Annotated in this window: 16 protein-coding genes and 1 pseudogene; 11 read left to right on the top strand and 6 right to left on the bottom strand. The window is 74.4% G+C overall.

What is annotated here, in order from left to right:
* Window positions 1-111 precede the first annotated feature (111 nt).
* A complete protein-coding gene (locus ACQY0Z_RS27110) occupies window positions 112-1,101 on the top strand; it encodes a DUF3048 domain-containing protein (protein WP_189903978.1) in 990 nt (329 codons plus the stop codon).
* Window positions 1,102-1,131: 30 nt separating this feature from the next.
* Here the strand turns inward: ACQY0Z_RS27110 and ACQY0Z_RS27105 are convergent, their stop codons facing one another.
* Entirely contained in the window at window positions 1,132-3,810 is a 2,679-nt protein-coding gene (locus tag ACQY0Z_RS27105; protein WP_439812959.1) for an ATP-binding protein, read from the bottom strand.
* Between the two features lie 274 nt (window positions 3,811-4,084).
* On the opposite strand from ACQY0Z_RS27105, the pseudogene ACQY0Z_RS27100 reads away from it, so the two are divergent.
* Window positions 4,085-4,198: pseudogene (locus ACQY0Z_RS27100) on the top strand (DUF2510 domain-containing protein); the annotation flags it as partial.
* A 699-nt stretch (window positions 4,199-4,897) separates the two neighbouring features.
* Complete coding sequence (locus tag ACQY0Z_RS27095) at window positions 4,898-5,767, top strand: hypothetical protein (RefSeq protein WP_439813387.1); 870 nt, start codon at window positions 4,898-4,900, stop codon at window positions 5,765-5,767.
* 154 nt (window positions 5,768-5,921) lie between these two features.
* Here ACQY0Z_RS27095 and ACQY0Z_RS27090 read toward each other — a convergent pair whose 3' ends face one another.
* Entirely contained in the window at window positions 5,922-6,536 is a 615-nt protein-coding gene (locus ACQY0Z_RS27090; RefSeq protein ID WP_381726618.1) for a TetR/AcrR family transcriptional regulator, read from the bottom strand.
* A 220-nt stretch (window positions 6,537-6,756) separates the two neighbouring features.
* Between ACQY0Z_RS27090 and ACQY0Z_RS27085 the strand changes: the two genes are divergently transcribed.
* Window positions 6,757-7,551 (top strand): phosphatase PAP2 family protein, encoded by a 795-nt coding sequence (locus tag ACQY0Z_RS27085; protein ID WP_189903984.1) that lies wholly within the window; start codon window positions 6,757-6,759, stop codon window positions 7,549-7,551.
* Complete coding sequence (locus ACQY0Z_RS27080) at window positions 7,548-8,639, top strand: hypothetical protein (RefSeq protein ID WP_439812958.1); 1,092 nt, start codon at window positions 7,548-7,550, stop codon at window positions 8,637-8,639. Before ACQY0Z_RS27085 ends, ACQY0Z_RS27080 begins: the two co-directional genes overlap by 4 nt.
* A 21-nt stretch (window positions 8,640-8,660) precedes the next feature.
* Here ACQY0Z_RS27080 and ACQY0Z_RS27075 read toward each other — a convergent pair whose 3' ends face one another.
* The 4 genes from ACQY0Z_RS27075 to ACQY0Z_RS27060 all read right to left on the bottom strand — a co-directional run bounded on the left by ACQY0Z_RS27075 (window position 8,661) and on the right by ACQY0Z_RS27060 (window position 11,472).
* Window positions 8,661-9,539: a glutathione S-transferase C-terminal domain-containing protein gene (locus ACQY0Z_RS27075; protein ID WP_439812957.1), complete on the bottom strand. Its 879-nt coding sequence runs from the start codon at window positions 9,537-9,539 to the stop codon at window positions 8,661-8,663.
* Window positions 9,540-9,655: 116 nt separating this feature from the next.
* Window positions 9,656-9,805, bottom strand: a complete 150-nt coding sequence (locus tag ACQY0Z_RS27070; RefSeq protein WP_189903989.1) for a hypothetical protein — start codon at window positions 9,803-9,805, stop codon at window positions 9,656-9,658.
* Window positions 9,806-9,958: 153 nt separating this feature from the next.
* Window positions 9,959-11,245, bottom strand: a complete 1,287-nt coding sequence (locus tag ACQY0Z_RS27065) for a sulfite oxidase (RefSeq protein WP_347226628.1) — start codon at window positions 11,243-11,245, stop codon at window positions 9,959-9,961.
* Window positions 11,246-11,388: 143 nt separating this feature from the next.
* The gene (locus ACQY0Z_RS27060) at window positions 11,389-11,472 is read right to left on the bottom strand and encodes a putative leader peptide (protein ID WP_369281119.1); all 84 of its coding nucleotides are present in this window, start codon (window positions 11,470-11,472) and stop codon (window positions 11,389-11,391) included.
* 376 nt (window positions 11,473-11,848) lie between these two features.
* Between ACQY0Z_RS27060 and ACQY0Z_RS27055 the strand changes: the two genes are divergently transcribed.
* From ACQY0Z_RS27055 to ACQY0Z_RS27030, 6 genes are all read left to right on the top strand, one after another.
* On the top strand, window positions 11,849-12,442 hold the full coding sequence (locus ACQY0Z_RS27055; protein WP_347226627.1) for a winged helix-turn-helix domain-containing protein: 594 nt from the start codon (window positions 11,849-11,851) through the stop codon (window positions 12,440-12,442).
* A gap of 13 nt (window positions 12,443-12,455) precedes the next feature.
* Window positions 12,456-13,685 carry an acyl-CoA dehydrogenase family protein gene (locus ACQY0Z_RS27050; protein WP_439812956.1) on the top strand — a complete coding sequence of 410 codons (1,230 nt, stop codon included), beginning with the start codon at window positions 12,456-12,458 and terminating at the stop codon, window positions 13,683-13,685.
* A gap of 30 nt (window positions 13,686-13,715) precedes the next feature.
* Window positions 13,716-14,498 (top strand): TSUP family transporter, encoded by a 783-nt coding sequence (locus ACQY0Z_RS27045; RefSeq protein WP_189903997.1) that lies wholly within the window; start codon window positions 13,716-13,718, stop codon window positions 14,496-14,498.
* 64 nt (window positions 14,499-14,562) lie between these two features.
* Window positions 14,563-15,021, top strand: a complete 459-nt coding sequence (locus ACQY0Z_RS27040) for an RrF2 family transcriptional regulator (protein WP_019525016.1) — start codon at window positions 14,563-14,565, stop codon at window positions 15,019-15,021.
* A gap of 139 nt (window positions 15,022-15,160) precedes the next feature.
* Window positions 15,161-15,262: a putative leader peptide gene (locus ACQY0Z_RS27035; RefSeq protein WP_019525017.1), complete on the top strand. Its 102-nt coding sequence runs from the start codon at window positions 15,161-15,163 to the stop codon at window positions 15,260-15,262.
* Window positions 15,263-15,445: 183 nt separating this feature from the next.
* The gene (locus tag ACQY0Z_RS27030) at window positions 15,446-16,552 is read left to right on the top strand and encodes an aliphatic sulfonate ABC transporter substrate-binding protein (RefSeq protein WP_254587912.1); all 1,107 of its coding nucleotides are present in this window, start codon (window positions 15,446-15,448) and stop codon (window positions 16,550-16,552) included.
* The last annotated feature ends 17 nt before the right edge of the window (window positions 16,553-16,569 follow it).

The raw sequence follows: 16,569 nt of genomic DNA, 5'->3' as shown, positions 1-16,569 counted from the left end.
ATCGCTGGGCCGATCGGCGGACTCCACCGCGCGGAATCCCGTCCCTTCCGGCAGGCGCGTAGACGATCGGAAAAGCGCACAATCGAAACAACGGATGAATGAGGACGGCCGGTGGCGACGGTGGGCACGGAACGAGGGGCGCGGCGACGGCGCGGCGGCAGGCGGGCCGGGGTGCTGCTGGCCGCCCTGCTGGCGGCAGGGCTGGCGGCCGGCTGCACGTCGGGCGGATCGGACGACGGTCGCGGGCCGCGGGAGTCCCCCGGGGCGACTCGGGACGGGGACGGGCATCCGCCCGTCCTGGCCGTGAAGATCGACAACGCGCCCGCCGCACGGCCCCCGTCCGGGCTCGACGCGGCCGACGTGGTCTACGTCGAGCAGGTCGAGGGCGGACTGAGCCGGCTGATGGCGGTGTACGCCACCCGGCTGCCCGAGTCGGTGGGGCCGGTGCGCAGCGCCCGCGAGTCCGACCTGGAGCTGCTGCGCCAGTTCGACGAGCCCCTGCTCGCCTTCTCGGGCGCCCAGAGCAAGCTTCTGCCGCTGATCGACGAGGCGCCGCTCACCCCGGTGGACCCGCGGTCGGAGGCCGACGCCTTCACCCGCGACTCCGGGCGCGCGGCCCCGCACAACCTGTACCTCCGCCCCGACCGGGTCCTGGACGACCCGCCCGGGAAGGATGCGCTGACCACCGGCTTCCGCGAGGGCCCCACGCCCTCCGGCGGCACGCCCGAGGAGGAGGTCACCGTGCGCTTCCCGGCGGCCCGCTTCACCTTCACCTGGTCGGGCGCCGACCGGAACTGGAAGGTGTCGATGGACGGCTCCCCCGCGAACACCCGCGACGGCGACCGTCTGACGGCGGCCACGGTGGTCGTGCAGGACGTGACCGTACGCAGCTCCGGCTTCCGCGACTTCCTCGGCAACAACACGCCGTACACGGAGACGGTGGGGTCGGGGAAGGCGACGGTGCTGCGCGACGGGCGCGCCTACCCGGCGTCGTGGAGCCGCCCGTCCGCGGAGGACGGCACGTCGCTCACCTCGCCGGACGGGGACCCGGTGAACGTGGCGGCGGGGCCGGTGTGGGTGCTGCTGACGTCCGCTCGCTGAGGGCGTCGGCGAACGCTGCGCTCCGGGCGGTTACCGGCGTCCGACGCCCGTGGCCAGTTCGGCCTGGGCCCGCTTCACGAGACCGTCCGCGCCGCACGAGCGGGCCAGTGCCACGCCCCGTTCCAGGTCGGGCACGGAGCGGGCGAGGACGCCGTACTCGATACGGGCGGCGGCGTGCTCGTACTGGCAGGGGGAGGACTCCAGGTAGGTGACCGCCTGAGAGGCGAGACGCACCGCGCGCTGTCCGGTCTCCAGGGCGGCCGCCACCCGCAGGGCCTCTCCTATGGCCGTGTCGGTGCCGAGGCGTTCGGCGCGGCGGCGGACGTCGACGGCGAGCCGGGCCGCGCGGGCGGGATCCTCCGTGGCGAGGGCCCGGGCCAGGTCGGCGGCGGCGAAGACATGCACCGGGTTGAGGTGGCCGCGCGCGGCGGCGGCCTTCTCCGCCGCCTCCAGTTCGTTGACGCCTTCCTTGACGCGGCCCACGGCGAGCAGCAGCCGGCCGCGCACGGAGCGCGGGTCGGGCAGCACCACGGTGGACGGATAGGGCGGTGCGAAGCCGTGCCGTTCGGCCATGGCCCACGCCTCGTCGACGTGGCCGCGGGCGAGCAGCGTGTCGACGAGGTTGCAGGTGGCCGTCCAGTACAACGGCAGTCCGCGGCCGACGCGTTCGGCGAGGCGCAGCGACTCGCGCAGGGAGTTCTCCGCCGCTTCGAGTCTGCCGCGCCTGCGGTGGGCGAGACCGACGTAGGCGTGGGCGAGGACGAGGTGGCCGCCGCCCCAGCCCGCCGTGTCGTACGCCTGGAGGGCCTCGGTGTAGAGGGCCTCGGCGCGGTCGAGGCGGTCGGTGTAGGCGTAGGAGGTGGCCAGCATCAGCAGCAGTTCGACGCCCCACTCGTTGTCGGTCCAGCCGAGGCCGGGCGCCAGGCGGCCGTTGACCAGGGCGCGGTCGCAGATCTCGGCGATCTCCTCGGCGTTCTCGCCGCGCATCATGGCGTCGAAGCCGCGCAGGATGAGCAGGGCGCGCTCGGCGTTGTCGCGGCCGGTGCAGGTGGCGGCGAGGTCGGCGAGGCGTTCGGAGCGGCCGGGGGTGAGGGACTCTCCGGCGTGGATGCCCTCCCACATGAACTGCACGGCCTGGAGCCGCATCCGGGTGGGTCCGGCGGGCAGCCGGGCGGCCTCCGCCTCGACCGTGCGGACGGCCTCCTCCATCTGGTCGTTGTGCATCAGGGCCTGGGAGAGGCGGATCACGGCGTCCACCCGCCGGTCGCCGTCGAGGCCGGGCATGCCGAGGGCGGTGCGCAGATGGCCGATGGTGCGGGCGGGCGCGGTGAGGAAGGCGGCGCTGCCCAGTTCGTAGAGGACGTGCGCGTGGACCTCGGGTCGGGGCGGTTCCTCCAGGGCGCGTTCCAGGCAGCGGCGGGCGGCGTCCGGGGCGCCCACGGCGAGGTGTTCGCGGGCGGCCTCGCGCAACTGCCAGACCAGTTCCTCGTCGTCGTCCGGGTGCACTTCGAGGAGGTGGCGGGCGGCCGCGGCGGCGCCGCGGCCTGAGTCGGTGACTATACGGGCCGCGATGCCGTGCATGGCGCGGCGCAGCGCGTCCGGGATGGAGTTGTAGACGGCGGTCGCGATCAGCGGGTGCACGAACTCCAGCTCGACGGGTCCGGCGGACGCCGGGTCGCGTACGGCCAGGATGCGGGCGCCGCGCAGGCGTTCGGCGCAGCGGGCCGCCTCGTCGGGGCCGAGGGTGGCGAGCTGGGCCACCAGGTCGACGGTGATGCCGTCGCCGAGGATGGCGGCCGCCCAGGCGAACCGGGTGGCGTCTATGCCGAGTTCCTCCAGGCGGGCGACGAGGCCGCCGCCGCGGGCGGAGCGGTTGAGCTCGCGCAGTTCGCCGGCGTGCGCCTCGACCGGGTCCAGCTCGGTGTCCCGCACCTTGGCGAGGAGTTCGACGGCCTCGTACGGGTTGCCGCCGGTGACGGCCCACACCTCGCGGCAGAACGCGGCGTCCGCGTTCTCCCCAAGGGTGGCGCGGGTCAGTCCGGCCGCCGCCTCGGGGGTGAGGGCGCTGAGGTTGGTGACGGGGCGTCCGGCCGCCTCGGCGACGGCGTCCAGGTGACGGGCGCTCACACCGCTGATCTCGCCGGGGCGCCGGGCGACGACGACCAGCACCGACAGGTCGGCGAGGCGTTGGGCGAACGCGGCGAGCCAGTACAGGGTCTCCTGGTCGGCCCAGTGGGCGTCGTCGATGAGCAGCACGAGCGGCCAGTCACGGCGGGCCAGCCGGCGGACGGCGGCGACCAGGCCCTCGCACACACCCTGCGGGTCGGCCTGCCCGTCGCCGGGATCGGCTATACCCAGGGCGGGTCCCGCGATGCCGTACCAGTCGCCCAGGTACTCGCGGGCCTCCTCCGGCAGCATCGACACCAGGGCGGGCTGCAGGAGTTGGCGCACCACGTTGAAGGGAACCGTGCGCAGGGTCTCGCCGCCTCGCGCGGACCAGACGGTGCAGCCGCGCCGTTCGGCGATGCGGCGGGTCTCGGCGAGCAGGGCGGTCTTCCCCAGTCCCGCCTCGCCGCGCAGCACCAGCAGGGTGCCGGGCGAGTGGCGGTCGGCGCACAGGACGTCGACGGCCTCCGCGATGGCGGCGAGTTCCTCGTCGCGCTCCCACAGGGCGGCCGAGGGTGCCGCCGGGGGCCGTACCTCCGTCATCCCGCTACCTCCCCGAGTCGCCCGAATGACGTACCGGACCCGAGCGTAGTCCTCCGTCCGGCCGAGCGGAGCCCGGTCGCGCCACGTGTTGCCGTGACGAGTGACACCGGGCACCGTGAGTCGACACGGACCGGTCCTCACCAGGGCCCCGTCGGTCAACGGCTGTCCCTTTCCGACCCGTTGACGGGCGTGATGCGGAGCGGGTAAGGGCCGCCTCCGGTCCGGCGGCACCCTCTCTCATCCGCCTTTCACCGACGCCTCATACGGTGGGGGCATGACGCAGGTGACTCCCGCCGGGTGGTATCCCGACCCCGGCCAGAAAGAAGACGGCCCGCCCACGGAGCGTTGGTGGGACGGCACGGCCTGGACGGCCCGGATCCGGGGGGCGGCTTCGACCCCCGGTCCGGCAGGGGCGGAAGGGGACGCGGGTCCGGACGCGGGTGCGGAGAACGCCCCTGCGGGGCGCACTGACGCGGAGGGAGCGGGCACGGGGCGCGCCGCTGCCGCGGGGCCGACGAGTACGGGGCACGCCGCCCCAGGGCAGGGGCCGGCAGACGACGCCCTTGCGGGGCGGACTGCCGCGGGGGAAGCGGACGCGGAACACGCGGGTGCCGCGACGCCGGCGGGTACGGGGCCCACCGCCGCAGGGCAGGCCCTGGCAGGCGACGCCCCTGCGGGGCCGGCCGACGCGGGCCAGGCGGCCGAAGGGCGGGCCGATGCGACGCCGGTGACCGAGGGACAGGCCGCCGCGAGCCAGGGCGGCACGAGCCAGGTGACCGGTGGGCCGGCCGATGCGACGCCGGTGACCGAGGGACAGGCCGCCGCGAGCCAGGGCGGCACGAGCCAAGCCGGTGCCGGCAAGGTGACCGGTGGGCCGGCCGATGCGACGCCGGTGACCGAGGGACAGGCCGCCGCGAGTCAGGCCGTCGCGAGCCAAGCCGGTGCCGGCAAGGTGGCCGGTGGGCCGGCCGATGCGACGCCGGTGACCGAGGGACAGGCCGCCGCGAGCCAGGGCGGCACGAGCCAGGGCGGCACGAGCCAGGGCGCCGCGGGTCGAACCGCCCCGGCAGCCGGTGGTTGGGCCGCCGTGGGGCCCGCCGCCCCCGGTTATGGCACCCCCGGTGCCGGGCAAGGCGGTGTCTGGGGGCCCGTCGAGACCCTCGGCGGAGGGCGCCCGGCCTATCCCGTTTACCCTGCCCCGGCCCCGTCCCTGCGTGGGCGGCGGCTGCGGATCGGGATAGCCGTTGCCGTGGCTGCCGCGGTGCTCGCCAGTATCGGGGTGGGCGTGTACGCCCTCGCCGATGACGACGGTGGGCGGAGTACCGCCACCTCTCAGCAGCCCGGCGGGCAGGACGACGGGCGGGGTGCGCCCGACGAGGGCGCGCCTGATCGTGAGGGCGACGGCGACGGCGAGTCCCGCCGTGTCGAGAGCGGATCCGTCACCGACTCCCTCAGCGGGATCAGCCTGCCCGTGCCCGACAGGTGGTACGGCGAGGAGTCGCAGGTCGGTGCCGCGCTGACGTCGAAGGAGTCGTACGACTGCCCCGGCGACACCTCGAAGACCTGTGTGAAGGGCGGCGCCTACTCCGCGCCGGCCGTCGTGCTCGGCACCCGTGGTGACACCGCCGAGGAGGTCGCGAAGGCGGACATCTCCGCGAACGCCGAGGAGAGTTACGGCGGGGAGGCGTACGGGCGGATCACCTCGCACGACGTGCTGGCGTCGAAGGCGGTGACCGTGGCCGGGCAGAAGGGGTACCTGGTCCGCTGGAAGGCGGTGACGCAGGAGGGGTCGGACGGGTTCGTGCAGTCCCTCGCGTTCCCGTCCCCCACCCGCCCCGACCAGATCGTGGTCGTCCGCTTCGGCGTGGACGTCGACCAGCAGCAGAAGATCCTCGACGAGATCACCGAGGGGATCGAGGTCGCCAAGGGCGGCCGCGGCAACGGGCAGGACGTCTGACAGCCCCCCGACGCCTCACGTAGTACGGCCGGGTGGGGCACCCCTCCGCTCAAGAGGTGTCCCACCCGGCCGGGTGGTGCGCCGCCCCCGTCCCCACGGTGCGGCGCGGTCGGGCCCCCGTCCGGTCGTCCCCATGACCGGCGGGGCCCGGGTCTCATTCCAGTCCGAGCACCGGCAGCACCGCGGCCTCCACGAACCGCAGCACGTAGTCCGGGTCGGCGTTGCACCCTTCGAGCACGGGCCGGGCCCGCAGCACCCCGAAGATCTGCGCCGGGACGTACGCCAGCGCCGGGTTGTCCGCGTCGACCTCCCCGCGCTCGACGCCCCGCCGCAGGATCTCCTTCAGCGCGGCGATCTCCGGGTCGATCAGCGCCTCCCGCAGCGCCTGCGCCAGCTCCCGGTCCTGCTGGACCGCGTGCCCGAGCGCCTGGAAGAGGGTCGCGTCCTTCGGCGACCACTCCCCCACACAGCGCCCGGCCTCCCGCAGGTCCCCGGCGAGGGTCCCCGTGTCGACGAGCGCGAGCCGCGCCCGCGCGGTGGACCGGAGGGCCGCGGCGACGAACTGCGGTTTCGTCCGCCACTGCCGGTAGAGGGTGGACTTGCTGCACCGCGTGCTGGCGGCGACGCCCTCCATGGTGACGGCGTCGTACCCGCACGTGCGGATCTGCTCCAGCACGGCGTCGAAGAACTCCCGCTCCCGCTCAGGCGTGATCTTGGAGCGGCGCGAGGCACCGGCCGGTCCCGGTCGGTCCGCGTCCTGCGACGTCATCGGTTCGGCTCCCTCTCCCTCGACGGAGTGTGTCGTACGCAATCGATACGTCAGTGTACCGGTACGCGAGCGTATCGGTACACTGACGTATCGGTACGGCTCCGTATCGGTACGTGCGCGTATCGATCTTGGTCCGCACCGATGAGCTGGACCCGGTCCCCGAGTCAGCAGCTCCGCCTGCATCACGACACGCACCACCGTCGACGAAGGGACCGGGGGCATGCACGCGCGCGAGGAGTTCGAGGAACCCGAGCCCACGGGATCCGGTACCCGCGACCGGCCGCCGCTCGTCCGCGAACTGCTGCTGGTGGCGGGCCTGTTCCTCCTCTACAAGCTGGGCCGCCGGCTCGCGGCCGGCCACACCGCCGAGGCCTACCGCAACGGCCGTGAGGTCTGGGACCTGGAGCGGGCGCTGCACCTCCCCGGGGAGGGCACGGTGCAGTCCTCGCTGCTGCACGGCGACACGCTCGTCCAGCTCGCCAACACCTATTACGCGGCCGTCCACTTCCCGGCCACCGCGGCCTTCCTGGTCTGGCTGTACCTGCGCCGCCCCGGCCACTACGTCTGGGCGCGGCGCGTCCTCGCGGCGGTCACCGCGGCGGCGCTGGTGCTGCATCTCACGTACCCGCTGGCCCCGCCCCGGCTGCTGTCGGTGACGGGACTGGTGGACACGGCGCGGCTGTACGGGCCGTCGGTCTACGGGCCGCCCGACGCCGACCAGTTGTCGAACCAGTTCGCGGCGATGCCGTCGCTGCACTTCGGCTGGGCGCTGATGGTGGCGGTCGGCCTCATCGCCGTGACGGGGTCGGTGTGGCGGTGGCTGTGGCTGCTGCATCCGCTGGTGACGCTGCTGGTGATCGTCGGAACGGCGAACCACTTCTGGCTGGACGCGCTCGCTGCGGCGGCCCTGCTGGGTCTCGCGCTCGCCGTGGTGCGCCGGCCGCGTCACACACCCGCACCGGCGCCGGTCCCCCGGCCCAGGCGTCCGGGCGCCCTCGTGGGGGCGGGCCGATGAGCGCCCTGCTGGTGGCGGTCCTGCTCTCCCTGGTCTCAGCGGTCGCCTACGCGTTCGCCGCCGTGACGCAGGCCCGGCTGGCCACGCGCGGCTCCGGCGGCGGGGCGCTCCGGCTGCTCGGAAGCGGCGCCTGGTGGGGTGCGGTCAGCTTGAACGCGGCGGCCGCGCTGCTGCACGTCGTGGCCCTGAAGTACGGCCCGCTGACGGTGGTCCAGCCGCTGGGCGCGCTCACCCTGGTGGCCGCGGTGCCGCTGGGGGCGCGGATGGCGGGGCGGAGGGTGAGCACGGTCGAGTGGCGGGGCACGGCCCTCACCCTGGCCGGTCTTGCGGCGCTCCTCGTCACGGCGTCGGGACCGGCGCCGGACGACGTGCTAGGCGTGCCGGAGGCGCTGGCCGTCGCGGGCGGCACGACTTCGCTGATCGGCCTGCTGTCCTGGCCCGGCTCCCGTCCCGGTCTGCGTCACGCGACCGCGTCGGGCATCGCGTCGGGGGTCGCCTCGGCGCTCACCCAGACGGTGACGGTGGCGGTGACCGACCGCACCGGTCCGCTGCTCGACCTGCGCGTGATCGGGGTGGCGCTGCTGGTCGCCGTCTTCTCCGCCGGCGGCCTCCTCCTCGCGCAGACCGCGTACCGGGGCGGCCTCGGGGCCCCCTTGGCGATGGTCACGCTCGCCAACCCCCTGGCGGCGGCGGTGATCGGCCTGGGGCTCCTCGGCGAACACCTCCGGGGAGGCCTGCCCGGCGTGGCGTTCGGCCTGTTCGGCGCCGGTCTCGCGTCGTGGGGCGTGGTCCTGCTGTCGCGGGCCGGCGAGGCAGCCACCACCGGTCCGGCGGAGGCTCCGGTCGAGCCGGGTACGCCTCCGGCAGGGGTACGCGCCCTGGTCCCGGCGACCACGGGCACGTCCGGCTTCGCGCAGTGGACACCACCGCCGGCCCTGGACCCGTACGCGCCGAGCCCGTCCGCGGGGCCGGTCGTTCTCCCTTCCGCCCGTGCCCAAGAAGGTGTTCACCCCGCCCGGAGGCCCGGGCCGCGGCGGAGGCGGCGCCGGTGTCCCGGGCGGAGGGCCGGGGAGCGCCGGGCCGCCTGACGTACACCGCCGCGCCCGGCGTCAGACGGATCGGCGGATCGGTTCCGGCGCCCTCCGGTCGACGTACGCCGGCCAGTCCATGATCGGCACCGCCGCGCCCGCCGCCTCGGTGCCCCGGCAGTGGGCGTGGTGCCGGCGGGCGATGCCGTCAAGGTCGAGGTGCGGGCCGAAGGCGGGGTGTGCGGTGAGCCGCCGGGCGTAGGCCCACAGCCGGGGGTGTTCGGTGATGCGGTGCACCGCCGAGGCGTCCAGGTGGTGCCGGTGCACGGTGTCCAGCTGCACCAGCGTGACCCACAGCCGCACGTCGGCGAGGGTGAGGTCGTCGCCGAGGACGTACTCCCGGGAGGCGAGCCGCAGTTCGAGCACGTCCAGCGCGCGGAGCAGCGTGGCGAGCGCGGTGTCGCGCTCGGCGCGGTCGCCGCCGTGCAGCCCGGCCCGCTGGGCGGTCTCGTGGACACCCTGCTCGCAGAGCCGTTCGACGGCGGCGAACGCCTCGTCGGAGTCGAGCGGAAGCAGACAGTCTCCGTGTCCGCCGAACCGCCGTGCCAGGTCGCGGACGATGTCCGGGGCGTTGGTGCTGACGACGGTCCCGGTCCAGTTGTCGTGCAGGACCGGTGCGAGGGCCGGGCCCGGGTAGAGGTGCGCGCTCGCCTCGTACAGGGGGCGCAGTGCCCGGTGTCCGCCGTCGGGGGCGTCGGGCACGGCGGGCAGCAGCGTCACGGGGAGGACGTCCGCGAGGCCGAGCAGGCTGTGGGTGACCGCGATCTGGAGACAGTGGGGACAGGTGAGCGACAGGTGGAGGCGGTAGCGGTGGGGTGCGGCGTAGTAGCCGCTGCGCGGGTCGTCGCCGATCCTGCCCCGGAACGGCGGCACGGCGGCGGACGGGGATGTGGCGAACATACGTCTCCCAGGGTGCTCGGTGACGGGCGTACGGGCGTGGCGTGGCGCACGCGGGGGCCGTCAGGCCCGGCCGGGATGCGGTGTCGGGGACGGAGAGGGTGTGAGAAAGGGGGGGGTCAGATGCGCGTGGGGACGGCGTCGTCCGGGGAGCCCGCCGCGCTGCACACGCGCGCGAGGTCGATGTGGAGCCGGGACGTCAGCAGGGGCAGCTGACCGAGGGCGACACGCACGGTGTCCCCGCCGAGGTCAGGAGCTGCACGGCCCATCGCGTTCCCTACCGATTCACTAGGATTCCCCACAGGAGTCTCAAGGCAGACTCCGCCCGCGTCAAGAGGACCGACGGCCCCCGCACCGCAGCGTCTCACCAGGTGAGAGCGGCGGTACGGGGGCCGTCGGCCACGGGAGGCGGTCCGTGCAGGTCAGACCACCGTCACCTCGTGCCGCACCACGGCGTCGAACAGGTAGCCCTGCGTGTTGTGGACCGAGACGTCGGGCTGGGTGCGGCCCGCCGTGTCGGTGGCGCGGGCCAGCAGCTGGGTCGTGCCGCGGGTGCGGGGCTTCCAGGTGACGGACCACCGGGTCCATGTGTCGGGACGCGGACGCTCCAGCAGGCGGGCGGGCCGCCAGCTCGCCCCTCCGTCGGTGCTGACGTCGACCCGGCCGATCGGACCCGCGCCCGACCACGAACGACCCGTCAGCACCTGGCCGCGTCCTGCCGGGAAGGTGGCTCCGCGCGCCAGCTCGAAGGCGCTCTTGAGGGTCTGCCGGGTGAGCGGCGCGCTGCCGCCCTCGGGGTGACCGGGCCCGAACAGCCGGTAGAAGGTGGTGTTCCACGGCGAGAACAGCGGCTGCGCGGACACCTCGATGTCGCCGACCCATTTGATGGAGGCGATGCCCACCCAGGACGGCACCAGCACCCGCACCGGGTGGCCGTGGTCGGGCGGGAGCGGATCGCCGTTCATCTCGTAGGCGAGCACGACGTCGTGCAGCGCCTTGGACAGCGGCAGCGGCCGCCGCACCCGGCCGAGACTCTCCCCGCCGCTGACGTACTCGGCGTCCAGGCCGCGCGGCTGCACGTCGACGGCGTGCGGGGACAGGCCCGCGCGGCGCAGCACGGTGGACAGGGGGACGCCGCGCCAGCGCGCCACGCCGATCGCGCCGAGCCCCCAGGGCGTGCCGGAGACGGTCTCGCCCTGCTGGGCGGCGTAGCCGCTGCGGCCGTTGCCGGCGCACTCGACGAAGGCGGTGCGGGTGACGGACGGCAGCCGGCGCAGGTCCTCGTAGCCGAACTCGACCGGCTTGTCCTCGCCGGGGCCGCCGCGCAGGCCGCTCCCCCACAGCTTCAGCCGCCAGTCGTCCGCGTCGATGCGCGGGGTCGCGGTGTGGTTGCGGACGAAGAACAGGTCGTTGGGCGTGTGGTGGCCGAGGCCGCGCAGGGCCTCCCAGCGGGTCTCGGCGTTGGTGCCGTGGCGGACGAACTTCTCGGGCGGCAGCGGCTTGACGATGGTGTCGCCGTCGGCGGCGCGCGCGGGTGCGGGCACGGACAGGGGCAGCGCGCCGGCGGCTCCGGCCGCGGCGAGCAGGGTGAGCAGACGGCGGCGGCTCACGCCGTCCGCCCTGGCCTCGCCGGCCAGCCACTGGCGCAGCCGGTGCCGGTCGTAGGCGGTCTCGTCGGGGCGGGATGAGGGCGCGGCGGATGAGGGCATGACGGGGGTCCTCGTCGTCGTAGGGCTGGAGGAGGTCGCAGAGCTGAGGGAGGCCGCGGGGCCTGAGGAAGCAGACCGGGAGCGCGGCGGGCGGCGTGCGGAGGGGCGGCGACCGGAAGGGGCGGGCGGGCGGACTCGCCGGTTCAGCCGGGGAGGCGACAGAGCGCGGCGGCGACGCGGACGAGGTCCACGGCGCGGCGGCGCGTCAGGGGCTCCAGCGGCGGCATGGCGGGATGCAAGCACGCGCCGTCCGGGGTGTCAACGCATCGTCAGATCCCCGCGAGCGCGCCTCCGACGGACCTTCAGGTCCCGGAGAACGATCCGGAGCGCCCAGCATGTGAGACGTTCCCCCCTTTCCCTATAGACTTACTAGGAAAAGCTTGACGGTGTTCATGGGCGGTGCGCAGCATGTGGACATGTCCCCTGTGCAGCTGCGACTCGTACGTCGTCGGCATGTCGACTTCGGTCACGTCGTCAGCGCCGCCTGCTGTCGCGCCTGAACGCACGGCCCGCACGCCGGCCGCGCACTCCGGCCCCTTCCCGGCTCCCACGCACCACCCCCGCGTCCGCCGGGACCCGACACCGTCACGAGGGACAACCGCCATGACCACGGCACTTCCGCACCCGACCGCCTCGCTCCGTCCGCTGCCCGACACGCGCCACCTCCACCTGGTGGCCGACGCGGTGCGGCAGGACGCCGAGGACCCCGCGTCCCCGCCGCTCGTCGGCTACCTTCTGCTGGTCCCCCAGGGCACCGATCCCCTGGACCTGTTCGTGAAGGACCGGCCGCGGCCCGAGTTCCGCCTGGTGGCCGCCGACGTGACCGCGGACGTGACCGCGGGACCGGCCGCGCCGCCCGCGCGGCAGCCGGCGGACGACGCCGTCCGGATCGACACCGCGCGCCGCACCGCCTTGGTCGACGGGCGTGAACTCGACCTCACGTACCTGGAGTTCGAACTGCTGGCGCACCTCGTGCGGCGGCCGCACCTGGTGCAGTCGCGCGAGACGCTGGTGGCGGCCGTCTGGGGCTACCACCACGTCGGCGACGGCCGCACGGTCGACGTCCACGTCGCGCGCCTGCGCCGCAAGCTGGGCGCCGCCCACCGCCACCGCATCGTGACCGTCCGGTCCATCGGCTACAAGTACGTCCCCGACCAGCAGGACAGCCCCCACGCCGCATCCTGCGGCCGATCCTGAGGAGAGCACCGCCATGTGCCCTGCCGCCGCGCCGACCCGCCCCGCACCCCCGGCCGAACCCGTCGCGCACGGCCGGGCGCACTGGCTGCGCGTGGCCCGCGAGGCGGCGGACGACCTGGCCACGGACACCGTGGTCAGGGAACAGGCCGGCAAGGCCCCCGTCGACGAGGTGTCACGACTGCGCGAGGCGGGGCTGCTGACCCTGCTCACACCGGCCGGGCCGGGCGGCGCGGGCGTGGACTGGGACACGGCGTACGCGGTGGTGCGGGAGATCTCCACGGCCGACGGCGCGATAGGGCAGCTCCTCGGCTCCCACTACTTCCTGTCGTGGAGCGCCCGGTTCTTCGGCGACCCGGAGACGGCCCTGCGGACGGCGCAGCGCTCGGCGGCCGAACAGTGGTGCTGGGGCGGCGGTTTCGCCCCGCAGGACCCGCCGCTGACGCTGTCCCGGTCGTCCCGGGGTCTGGTGCTCGGCGGTCGTCAGAGCTATCCGACCGGGGTGCTGGTGGCCGACCGGCTCGCCGTGCGGGCGGTGCGCGAGGACACCGGCGAACCGCTGGCCGTCGTGGTGGACCCGGCCCGCAGGGGCGTGGTGGTCGACGCGGCGGGCGACACCTTCGGGTTGCGGCTCGCGGGCGGCGGCAGCGTGGAGTTCGACGACGTGGCGGTGGGCGCGGACGACGTGCTGGGCTCGCTGTCCGCGGACGAGGACCACCTGGTCCCGCGGGCCGCCCTGGCCGCGCCCGTGGGCCGGCTGTTCTCCGTGCAGCTGCTGCTCGGCATGGCCGAGGGGGTGCTGGCCGAGGTGCGCGAGTACAGCAGGGCCGGGCACCGCCCGTGGCAGCCCGTCCCGTCCGCCGGCGCGCCCGACGACCCGCAGACGCTCACCGCGTACGGCGAGCTGACCGTGCTCGCCCGCTCCGCGTCCGCGCTGTGCGACCAGGCCCTGGACACCGTGCGGCGGGGCCTGGAGCGCGGCGACGACCTGACGTACGACGAATACGCGGACGTCTCCGCGCTGGTGTCCATGGCGGAGACCGCGGCCTCCGGGGCGGCGCAGGAGTCCGCGACCCGCGCGCTCGACATCGTCGGCCCGGGCTCGGCGTCCGCGCGGCTCGGCTTCGACCGCTTCTGGCGCAACGCCCGGACGCATACCCTGTACGAGCCCGTCGCGCACCGGCTGCGTGACGTCGGGGACTACTTCCTCAACGGCGCCCACCCCCCGTTCGTCCTGCCCGCCTGAATTCCCGGGGCCCTTTCCCAGGTAGGTGCCGTGACCTGGTCCACCGGACTCGCCGGACTGGCCGCGGGCCTGGTCATCTCGGTGGTGACCACGCCCGCGGGCGTCTCCGGGGCGGTGTTCCTGCTGCCGGTGCAGCTCAGCGTCCTCGGGGTGCCGAGCCCGGCGGTCACCCCGACGAACCTGCTGTTCAACGTGGTGGCCGGGCCGGGCGCGCTGCTGCGGCACCACCGCGCCGGCCTGCTGTACACCCCGCTGACCCGCCGACTGGTGAGCGGCACCCTGCCCGGCGTGGTCGTGGGCGCCGCCGTGCGGGTGTTCGCCGTGCCCGGGGCCACCGTCTTCCGGCTTCTGATCGCCGTGCTCCTTGTGCCGCTCGGGCTGTGGCTGATCCGGCGCACGCTGAAGCCGGCTCCGCCCGCCGGGGACGCGGAGCCGTCGCCGCGCGCCGTGACCGGGCTCGCCCTCGCGGTCGGGGTCGTCGGCGGGGTGTACGGCATCGGCGGCGGCTCGCTGCTCGGGCCGCTGCTGGTCGGGCGGGGCATGTCCGTCGCGCGGGTGGCGCCGGCGGCCCTGGCCTCGACGTTCGTGACGTCCGTGGCGGGCGCGGGGGCCTTCGCGCTGCTGTCCCTGGCGGGCACCGGCGACGTGGCCCCTGACTGGTACCTGGGGCTCGCCTGCGGGCTGGGCGGGCTGATCGGCGGGTATCTCGGGGCGCGGCTCCAGCCGCTGCTGCCCGAGACGGGCCTGCGTCTGCTGCTCGGCTCCCTCGCCGCCGCGGTGGGCGTCCTCTACGCCGTGCAGGCGCTGGGCTGACCGCCGGTTCCGCGTCCCCGACCGCGGGTGGAGGGCGGCAGGGGCCGTACGGGATAATGACCGCATGCGGATCTCAGCCAGGGCGGACTACGCGGTACGCGCCGCGCTGCAACTCGCGTCGTCCGGGGACGACGGGCCGCTCAAGGCCGAGGCGATCGCCGACGCGCAGGACATCCCGCACAAGTTCCTGGAGAGCATCCTCAACGACATGCGGCGGGGCGGGCTCGTGGTGAGCCAGCGCGGCGGGAACGGCGGGTACCGGCTGGCGAAGCCCGCCGACGCGATCAGCATCGCCGACGTCATCCGGGTCGTGGAGGGTCCGCTGGTCTCGGTGCGCGGCGTCCGCCCGCCCGAGCTGTCGTACTCCGGTCCCGCCGAGTCGCTGCTGCCGCTGTGGATCGCGCTGCGGTCGAACGTGCGCCAGATCTTGGAGGGCGTGTCCCTCGCCGATGTGGCGTCGTCCCAACTTCCCGCCGGGGTGGCCGCGTTGGCGGACACGCCGAAGGCCTGGGTGAATCCCTGATTCCACCCGCCGACCAGGCGTTTCTCACTATGTGAGCGATCGGCGTCCATCATATGAGCTGCCCCTTGGGGTAGGGGCTGCTTTCTGCCACGATCCCTAGCAGCCAGGTAGGAAAACTAGGGTTCCACAGGGGGTGGCCATGACCGCGCGTCCGTACGACGTCGCCGCACGCCTCCTGCTGACCTCGCGCCGCCACATCGACTTCGGCCGCACCTCCAGCGCCATCTGTCGGCCGGTCTGAGGCCCCGCCGGACCCGCGTCCGGCCGCGCCCCTCCCGCCCGCTCGCTCCGCACCGCACACCGTTCCACGGCCGCCGACCGTCCCCGCGAGGCAGGCCCGACGGCCGCGCGGGCGCACGCCCCTGAGCACACGCCCGTACGCCGGCAACGTCCCGAACCACCCTTTTCCCGAGAGGACACCTCCGTGTCTGCCGCACGACCGCTCACCATCCTGCGCACCGCCGCCGCCCTGGCGGCCCTTCCGCTCCTGCTCACCGCCTGCGGCTACGGTTCCGACGCCGAGGACGACGCCCCGCAGGCGGAGGTCGCGGCGGACGCGAAGAAGCTCTCCGCCTCCGAGGTGAAGATCGGCTACTTCCCGAACCTCACCCACGCCACCGCCCTGGTCGGCGTGCAGGAGGGCCTGCTCCAGAAGGAGCTGGGCGGCACCAAGATCAAGCCGTCGACGTTCAACGCCGGCCCGTCCGAGATCGAGGCGCTGAACGCCGGGTCCATCGACATCGGCTGGATCGGTCCCTCCCCGTCCATCAACGGCTACACCAAGTCGGCCGGCAAGAACCTGCGCATCATCAGCGGTTCGGCCTCCGGCGGCGTGAAGCTGGTGGTCAACCCGGACAAGATCAAGACCCTGGACGACCTCAAGGGCAAGAAGATCGCCACGCCGCAGCTCGGCAACACCCAGGACGTGGCCTTCCTGCACTGGATCGCCGAGAAGGGCTGGAAGGTCGACGCCCAGAGCGGCAAGGGCGACGTGTCCGTGGTCCGCACCGAGAACAAGATCACCCCGGACGCCTACAAGTCCGGCTCGATCGACGGCGCCTGGGTGCCCGAGCCCACCGCGTCCAAGCTGGTCTCGGACGGCGCGAAGGTGCTGCTCGACGAGTCCGAGATCTGGCCGGACAAGAAGTTCGTGATCACCAACATCATCGTGTCGCAGAAGTTCCTCGAGGAGCACCCGGACGTCGTCGAGGCCGTCCTGCGCGGCTCGGTGAAGACCAACGCGTGGATCAACGCCCACCCGGACGAGGCCAAGGCGTCCGCGAACAAGGCGCTGGAGAAGCTGTCCGGCAAGGCCCTGCCGGAGGAGGTCCTCAATCCGGCGTGGGAGTCCATCACCTTCCTCGACGACCCGCTGGCCTCCACCCTCGACGCCCAGGCCTCGCACGCGGTGTCGGCCGGCCTGCTGGAGAAGCCCAGCCTCAAGGGCATCTACGACCTGAAGCCGCTCAACAAGGTCCTCAAGGCCGAGGGCAAGCCCGAGGTCGACGACGCCGGTCTCGGCGTCGGCTGACCACGCCCGCACCCCGA

The sequence above is a fragment of the Streptomyces sp. P9-2 genome (assembly GCF_051903975.1).
Lineage (GTDB): Bacteria > Actinomycetota > Actinomycetes > Streptomycetales > Streptomycetaceae > Streptomyces > Streptomyces cellulosae.
The sequence above is the reverse complement of the archived record's forward strand: the minus strand, read 5'-3'. Positions and strand labels throughout refer to the sequence as shown.